8 protein-coding genes are annotated in these 6,656 nt (G+C 34.3%); 5 read left to right on the plus strand and 3 right to left on the minus strand.

Annotated elements, in window-relative coordinates; all coding sequences use genetic code 11:
* Window positions 1-723: 723 nt before the first annotated feature.
* The gene (locus tag CK510_RS23845) at window positions 724-1,248 is read right to left on the minus strand and encodes a hypothetical protein (RefSeq protein ID WP_211293283.1); all 525 of its coding nucleotides are present in this window, start codon (window positions 1,246-1,248) and stop codon (window positions 724-726) included.
* 102 nt (window positions 1,249-1,350) lie between these two features.
* Here CK510_RS23845 and CK510_RS23850 point away from each other — a divergent pair, with 102 nt between their 5' ends.
* A complete protein-coding gene (locus tag CK510_RS23850; protein ID WP_095724045.1) occupies window positions 1,351-2,046 on the plus strand; it encodes a CAP domain-containing protein in 696 nt (231 codons plus the stop codon).
* Between the two features lie 20 nt (window positions 2,047-2,066).
* Here CK510_RS23850 and CK510_RS23855 read toward each other — a convergent pair whose 3' ends face one another.
* A complete protein-coding gene (locus tag CK510_RS23855) occupies window positions 2,067-2,576 on the minus strand; it encodes a hypothetical protein (protein ID WP_095724046.1) in 510 nt (169 codons plus the stop codon).
* Between the two features lie 413 nt (window positions 2,577-2,989).
* Between CK510_RS23855 and CK510_RS23860 the strand changes: the two genes are divergently transcribed.
* From CK510_RS23860 to CK510_RS23875, 4 genes are all read left to right on the plus strand, one after another.
* The gene (locus CK510_RS23860; RefSeq protein WP_095724047.1) at window positions 2,990-3,862 is read left to right on the plus strand and encodes an alpha/beta fold hydrolase; all 873 of its coding nucleotides are present in this window, start codon (window positions 2,990-2,992) and stop codon (window positions 3,860-3,862) included.
* A gap of 85 nt (window positions 3,863-3,947) precedes the next feature.
* On the plus strand, window positions 3,948-4,568 hold the full coding sequence (locus CK510_RS23865) for a Uma2 family endonuclease (RefSeq protein WP_095724048.1): 621 nt from the start codon (window positions 3,948-3,950) through the stop codon (window positions 4,566-4,568).
* A 342-nt stretch (window positions 4,569-4,910) separates the two neighbouring features.
* Window positions 4,911-5,138, plus strand: a complete 228-nt coding sequence (locus tag CK510_RS32965; RefSeq protein ID WP_095724049.1) for a hypothetical protein — start codon at window positions 4,911-4,913, stop codon at window positions 5,136-5,138.
* A gap of 219 nt (window positions 5,139-5,357) precedes the next feature.
* The gene (locus tag CK510_RS23875) at window positions 5,358-5,690 is read left to right on the plus strand and encodes a surface-adhesin E family protein (RefSeq protein WP_143289413.1); all 333 of its coding nucleotides are present in this window, start codon (window positions 5,358-5,360) and stop codon (window positions 5,688-5,690) included.
* Window positions 5,691-6,233: 543 nt separating this feature from the next.
* Here the strand turns inward: CK510_RS23875 and CK510_RS23880 are convergent.
* Window positions 6,234-6,536 (minus strand): DUF1816 domain-containing protein, encoded by a 303-nt coding sequence (locus tag CK510_RS23880; protein ID WP_095724051.1) that lies wholly within the window; start codon window positions 6,534-6,536, stop codon window positions 6,234-6,236.
* Between the last annotated feature and the right edge of the window lie 120 nt (window positions 6,537-6,656).

A 6,656-nucleotide genomic window follows, 5' to 3' on the forward strand; every position in this document is an offset into this window, starting at 1 on the left:
ATTTATTAGAGTTCTATCATAAAACTCCTATTTCTATCTCATTTTTTGTCCAAGTGAAGCATAAATCAGATTGACTGTATTAATTTAGCTTGTTTTTACTAATGATAATTAGGTGTTTCTCTTATTGAATTTTATGTATTTTAAATCTGATAAAATTAAGTATTTTCATAAGTCTCAATCCTCAAATGACCCATAAATATGATTTTTCAATTTTTGAAATTAACAAAAAATAATTATTAACTACAAACTAAATGAATTTAGGATTAAGTATTCAACCACAACAATGCATAAAATACAGCTTTAATAAAAGTTATTTAACATCAAGTATTACAGTAGAAGAAATTTATCAAATTGTTACTAGTAAACCTAAACAATCTTTATTTATACTAGTACCGCACGACGGAAATTAACCAACACTTTAAGATAAAAGCCTTTAGGCAAAACTATTGTAGGGGCGGGGTTTTCCTGCCCTTAGCGAATGATATGATTGTTTAGTATATGATTTAGATATTTTACTTTATGGAATTCCTTAGTACAGCATCGCGGAAGTAAATATACTATTACACACCCATAAATGTTACATTTCAGAGAGATATATAGTTTACAAACAATATTTTCAGGGCAGGAAAACCCCTACGACTGCTATTATTAACATTGAATAAACAATAAATTACTTATGAAAATACATATTTTCAACTTAATATTTACTTGAATAATATACTTTTACTTATCGGATTTTGACTCTGGTAAAAATACGTTATCCTGATATTTGTACTTATCAAAACAAGCTTTCATATTAGCCTCTAACTTCTTGCTAATAGCTGATTTTTTCTTCTTCTCTGTCATAAGTTTTATTAATTCTGGCGATGCTATCTTAACTCCAGTTACCGCAAGAATTCCATTTACTAATTCTTCTGCCATTCTGGGAATGATACGCTCCATATTTTTTGGATATGATTTATCCCATAATAAAACTAGCTGTTCCCTTGCATCTTCATTAACATAAATGTCTTGTTCTTTAGTTATCAATAACATTGCAACATCCCCTGTATTTTCCGAAACTACAAATACAAACTCTTCTCCATCTCTCTTTAAACCTTGATACCAGTAATTAATATGCTTTTCTAATTCAAATTCAAAAAGTGCATATTCCATCTTGCCATTCTTCAATAATGCTTGACGTAAAAGCTTTTCTATCTTTGTTTTCATAAATTTAATTGCTCTAATACCCTGATTTTTACTAATCATACCTAATCGCAGTACCGAATATTAGCTCCTATCCGAAAACCTGCTTGAGCAAATTGAAGTTATTAACATGTACTTATTACTTAACTCACATTATAAAAAACAATGCACCTAATTCCACCCTGGGTATTTCCCCCCATCAGCTTACTTATAAACTCCTGTCAATCCCTACTACAATCAGATACTTCTACATCCGTAAATACCCATGCAAGCTCATATATTCCCGTCAAAGAAAATACCCTATCGAACTTAGAACAACAGGTAATTGTGGAAATGAACAAAGCACGAACTAACCCTATTGTCTATGCAGCAATTTTAAAAGCTTACAAACAGCGCTTTGAAGGAAAACGGGTAAAAATTTCACCCCAACTTTACTTACAAACCCAAGAAGGTAAAAAAGCAGTTGATGAAGCAATTAACTACCTCAAAAAAATTAATCCTGTACCAGCTTTAACGGTATCAAAAGGTCTATCATTAGCAGCATGTGAGCATGTAAAAGACCAAGGAAAAAAAGGAATTGTCGGACATGATGGAAGTAATGGTAGCACTCCCTTTACTCGTATGGCACGTTATGGAAGCTGGCAAGAGACAGCTGGAGAAAATATAAGCTACGGTTCCCACACAGCAGAAGATATTGTGATGCAATTAATTATCGATGACGGAGTACCCGACAGAGGACATCGAATTAATATGTTTAATCCCAAATTTCAAGTTGCAGGAGTCGCATTTGGCGTTCACTCAAAATATAGACAAATGTGTGTCATTGATTATGCTGGGGGATTTGTAGATAAAATCCCTTGAAATAGCCATGAAAAACCAGATTAGTTAAATAATTCTCGAAAAAACGCTTTTGATTTAGTAGACTCCATTTTAAAGAAGATAGTTACTAGAGAATAGGCAAATAACAGAAATCCTAATAGAACTAAAATTATTTCTATAGAAATACTTCCACTTACTGTTACTAATTTTGGGAAAATTAATGGAGTAATTGTGGCGAAAACTGCCATCAAGAGCAAAGAGATTAAAGGACTTGACCAAACAATCATAAAACAAATAACCATAACATGAGGTTGCATTTTTAGATGAATACAACATCCATCCATTGCTGACTTTATTTCGCCATTAATAACTGGTAAAAAAGAATTTTTATAATTTATGATTCGACTTATTTTAAACTTATATCCAGTAATTTCTCCTCGATACGGTTTAATCATTGAACCTCGAAGTTTTTTATTTGGGCTAGTTTCAACTACATCAGTCAATTTTTGCATTGCTGATTCTGGAGCTAAATGAGAATAAATTGTTAACCGTTCATAAGGTAAAAATTTCATATATTTTTCTGGGGGTTAAAGGAAACACCAAGAAATAAATCCTTTAAAATTATAAGGGTAGGATAATTCAGCCATTATGAGTGATATCAATGCTCAGTATATGGTTTGGATATTTGGCTCTTCCGTAGATGTTATGCTGAAATTTAAACAAAAATTCGTAATTTGCCTTTAATAGTAAGATTTTTAGGGATTTTTATCCTTGATTTGATTCCAAAGGCTCAAAATCCAAGTTTAAAAGCTATCTTTCTTACCCAGTAAGGAATTTGAGCTATTTTATCAGCGTTTTTAGCATAACAAGTAATGAAGAACCGGATATTTTATTTTCCGAAAGTTCCGAGTGCGATCGCAAGTAGGAAGCTCTACAATATACTACACTCTGAAGTATTTTAATTTTTTATTTTTAGGTTTTTTAAATGGGCAATACTCTTTCAGAGTCGTTCCACGAACGCACAACTAATCTTAAAAACTGTAATCTTAAAACCTACATCCAAGGTCAAGGTTTTCCCGTACTTTGTTTACACGGACATCCCGGTTCTGGTTCAAGTATGTCGGTATTTACCAGCCATTTATCTAACAACTACCAAACCATTGCCCCCGATTTACGAGGATACGGAAAAAGTCGATTTCCAGGCAATTTCAACATGCAGGACCATTTAGAAGACCTAGAAAACCTACTAGAACAATATAAAATCGAAAAATGTCTAGTTTTAGGATGGTCACTAGGTGGAATTTTGGCAATGGAATTGGCGTTACGGCTACCAGAACGTATCACTGGCTTAGTTTTAATTGCTACATCTGCCAAACCAAGAGGCAACCATCCATCAATTAGCTTACAAGATAATATTTATACTGGTATCGCCGGAATTTTAAACATCATAAAACCAGGTTGGCAGTGGAATATTGACACTTTCGCCAAAAAATCTCTTTTCCGCTATCTCATCCAACAACATACCCCTAGCACCTACAAACACATTGCTTCATCTGCTGTTCCTGCCTTCCTACAAACCTCACCTGCCGCAACTCGCGCATTAATGACAGCCATCAGCAATGGTTACAACCGCTTGCCAGATTTATACCAAATTCAATGTCCCAGTATAGTGCTTGCTGCTGCGGAAGACCGTCACATTACAGCCGATTCCAGCTTAGAAACATCTAAGTACCTTAAATCTTGCGATTGGAAATGCTACCCAAATACAGCACATCTTTTTCCCTGGGAAATTCCAGGGGAATTACTAAATGATATCGATACATGGATTGTAGAACACCCAGAAGTCACGCTATTTTAGATTTATGATGAATATTGCAATTACTCTTGTTCAAATAAAAATAAGGATAAGTGAACAGTAAAAATAAACCTTACCAGTAACTTTTATGACACAAATACTACCGCTACAAAAGTTATTTACCTTTGATGAATTTATCGAATGGTTCCCTAACGACGGGAGACGCTACGAATTACATAACGGAATGATAATCGAGATGCCACCACCAACAGGCGACCATGAAGAAATTTTAAGTTTTCTAATCGAAGAAATAACACTAGAGTTTAAACGATGTAAACTTCCTTATTTCATTCCAAAATTAGGACTAGTTAAAACACCATTAGATGAATCGGCTTATATACCTGATTTATTGGTACTAAATCGGAACAATTTAAAAAATGAACTATTGTGGAAAAAAGAATCGACCGTTATTTACCCTGAAACTGCTCCAATAGTTATTGAAGTCGTTTCAACTAATTGGCAGGATGATTATGAGAAAAAGTTTAATAATTATGAAGCTATGGGTATACGAGAATACTGGATTGTCGATTATGCCGCGTTAGGTGGACGTAAATACATTGGAAAACCCAAAATCCCGACTATTTTTGTCTGTGAGTTAATCGATGGAGAGTACCAAATGACCCCGTTTAGAAACAACGATTTGATTGTATCACCTACTTTCCCGCAGTTAAATTTGATAGCACAACAGGTATTTGACTCGGTTATATAATTAAAATCCTCTATCGCACAGCTTCCGTAGTTGAATAATTCTAATGTTACAGGTTACTAGCGATAGTCCAGATCGACTGTAGACTTACTCGAAACTGAGTTATTAAAAACAAACATCAGATTAAAAATCGATATTAGTAGTACAAAATCTTTCTTTCAATTAAATTATGAACAGATTTTTGTATACACCAACGATTTAAAAACTATCTGGGCAAGGGTATCTAAGGATAAAGGATAAAGCATCAAACATATTAATTCAAGACCTAGTTAACATACTTCCAAATATGGACGTGTTTATCGTTACGTCGAGTCTGAACCCTTGAAAATAGCTTATTGACTCGTCGTGATAGGTCTTAGAATCGATGCTAACCAATTTCAGGATAATTTGATACCTTTAACCCTCCTAATTAATTCTAGAAGGGTTAAAACGTTTATATTCAAGAATAAGCTAGCGGGAATTATTGAGGGATTGTTGGGTAGAACCGATAGTCAGCCAAGACGAACAAAACCCGATATCAAACAAATGTGGGTAATCACTCAGTATTCAGATAGAAGAGAACCCTTAGAATGATAAATGCATGTATATTTTGTGTCTAAAGGGATAATAGTATATACGTAAAGCCTTGGAGAAACTTTAGAGAAACTTGCCTAAAGAGCAGTATTGATCCGGAAACGACTGCTTACAAAGTTGAGCTAGATTAGGCTGGCTTGGAAAACACGAATACTTTGATAAATAACATTTATTAGTTCAGACATGTTTAAGAAACTTACGTTGGGTGCTTTACTGGCATTGTCTTTTATACTTCCAGTCAAGGCGGAAAATTGGGTTAATGTTGCGAATGACACTGATGGAAATGCAAATTATGTAGATAGTGATTCTATTTTGGCTCACAAGACTATAGAAGGGCGGTTTGTGTATTGGACAATGCGTGCAAGCCCAAGTGGATATAAAAAAGCAGAAGAGGTAACTAATTGCAGAAACAGAACGGCTGGACTTTTAAAATTAGTAAGCTACACAAAAAGTTGGCATCTAATTGACTCTATGCGAATCGACGATGTACGCATGAATAGTGTAGTTCCTGGTAGTGTAGGTGAAGGTATTCACGATTATGTTTGCCAGTAATGTTCTGTATTCATGAGATAACCGCGTAAACGGTTGTTGAACATAAAAGATAGCCCTATTTTCGAGTAGGGTTATTTTATCCCACATTCCACATATCAGTTTGTAATATACCTAGTAATACAAAAATTTGGGATGGGTTTACATTTAATTTCAATATAAATACTTGATTTTGAAAAAACTAATCCTGCGTAGGTTGGATGGAGGCTTTGCGTAACCCAACACATGAGATGAAGAAAATAGAAATTATTTAAACTACCAAATACCTAAAGTCAACAATTAAAATTAACGTTGCCAAGTGCGATAAGCGAAGCTTAATGCCATAGGCATATCGCAAGATAATCTATTTTTCTAAATTAGTTGATTTTACTTAATGGCGGTGTTTTATTATTTTTCACTTTATTAATATCCTAATCCCAACCGCAAGTAGTATAGTACCAAATAGTAGAAAATAGTACAAAAACTTAAAGACGTTCCACTGGAACGCCTTTAACCAAGGGACACCACCCCAGATTTTGAGTTTGGGGTAATATCAGAAGCCCTTAATTATATTTGACCGCTAAAGACAGGCTTAACTTTGCGGTCGATCCATTCCCCCAGGTCGTCTGCAACCGTTAAAACTGAAGGTTTACAACGTTTGATATCGAAAGATATCCCTTGTGCCCCTTCTTGCTCTAAATCCTCGACGTAACCTTGGATTGCGACTTTGGCATCAGCACTACTGAGAAATGGTCCAAAGTAATATGTACAATTTGGTGTTTGGGTTTTCAACTCCACCCACCACGCTAAACCAAGATTCTGGTATGCATTAGTTAACAATTCTTTGAAGTTATTCCAAACGTTTTTCATGGTTTTCACCAAGTAGATGTTTTGAGCTGTGTGTAAAAGAGTACTTTGAAAAAAAAATGTGATTTTCATTTCTTTATACTCTTTTACTCCAACTTTTTCCAAGAAATTGTTGTTTATTTA

It is taken from the genome of Brunnivagina elsteri CCALA 953 (assembly GCF_002289455.1).
GTDB classification, from domain to species: domain Bacteria; phylum Cyanobacteriota; class Cyanobacteriia; order Cyanobacteriales; family Nostocaceae; genus Brunnivagina; species Brunnivagina elsteri.

Excerpts from the sequence above, each read along its gene's own strand:
- CK510_RS23845 (WP_211293283.1), bottom strand. The coding sequence starts at position 1,248 with ATGATTAGTAAAAATCAGGGTATTAGAGCAATTAAATTTATGAAAACA.
- CK510_RS23850 (WP_095724045.1), top strand. The coding sequence starts at position 1,351 with ATGCACCTAATTCCACCCTGGGTATTTCCCCCCATCAGCTTACTTATA.
- CK510_RS23855 (WP_095724046.1), bottom strand. The coding sequence starts at position 2,576 with ATGAAATTTTTACCTTATGAACGGTTAACAATTTATTCTCATTTAGCT.
- CK510_RS23860 (WP_095724047.1), top strand. The coding sequence starts at position 2,990 with ATGGGCAATACTCTTTCAGAGTCGTTCCACGAACGCACAACTAATCTT.
- CK510_RS23865 (WP_095724048.1), top strand. The coding sequence starts at position 3,948 with ATGACACAAATACTACCGCTACAAAAGTTATTTACCTTTGATGAATTT.
- CK510_RS23880 (WP_095724051.1), bottom strand. The coding sequence starts at position 6,536 with ATGAAAAACGTTTGGAATAACTTCAAAGAATTGTTAACTAATGCATAC.